The sequence below is a fragment of the Haemophilus sp. HMSC068C11 genome (assembly GCF_001815355.1).
Lineage (GTDB): Bacteria > Pseudomonadota > Gammaproteobacteria > Enterobacterales > Pasteurellaceae > Haemophilus_D.
Map to the genome: position 1 here is coordinate 1 of NZ_KV820372.1, position 868 is coordinate 868.

Consider the following 868-nt stretch of genomic DNA (forward strand, 5'->3'; position numbering starts at 1 on the left):
ATGCCACAAACTCGTGAGCACATCTTATTAGGTCGCCAAGTAGGTGTACCTTACATCATCGTATTCTTAAACAAATGCGACATGGTAGATGACGAAGAGTTATTAGAATTAGTAGAAATGGAAGTTCGTGAACTTCTTTCTCAATATGACTTCCCAGGTGACGATACTCCAATCGTACGTGGTTCTGCATTACAAGCATTAAACGGCGTTGCAGAATGGGAAGAAAAAATCCTTGAGTTAGCAAACCACTTAGATACTTACATTCCTGAACCAGAGCGTGCAATTGACCAACCGTTCCTTCTTCCAATCGAAGACGTGTTCTCAATTTCAGGTCGTGGTACAGTAGTAACTGGTCGTGTTGAGCGTGGTATCATCCGTACTGGTGATGAAGTTGAAATCGTTGGTATCAGACCAACAGCGAAAACAACAGTAACTGGTGTTGAAATGTTCCGTAAATTACTTGACGAAGGTCGTGCAGGTGAAAACATCGGTGCATTATTACGTGGTACAAAACGTGAAGAAATCGAACGTGGTCAAGTATTAGCGAAACCAGGTTCAATCACTCCACACACAGATTTCGAATCAGAAGTTTACGTATTATCAAAAGATGAAGGTGGTCGTCACACTCCATTCTTCAAAGGTTACCGTCCACAGTTCTATTTCCGTACAACTGACGTAACTGGTACAATCGAGTTACCAGAAGGCGTGGAAATGGTAATGCCTGGTGATAACATCAAAATGACAGTAAGCTTAATCCACCCAATCGCGATGGACCAAGGTTTACGTTTCGCAATCCGTGAAGGTGGCCGTACGGTAGGTGCTGGCGTTGTTGCGAAAATCATCAAATAATTGATGTATTAACTGTAAC

Annotated in this window: 1 protein-coding gene; it reads left to right on the forward strand. The window is 42.4% G+C overall.

Annotation, left to right across the window (positions count from 1 at the left end; genetic code table 11):
* Nucleotides 1-849 (forward strand): elongation factor Tu (gene tuf / locus HMPREF3020_RS06580; protein WP_070775989.1); only part of this gene is annotated, 849 nt, incomplete at its 5' end.
* Between the last annotated feature and the right edge of the window lie 19 nt (nt 850-868).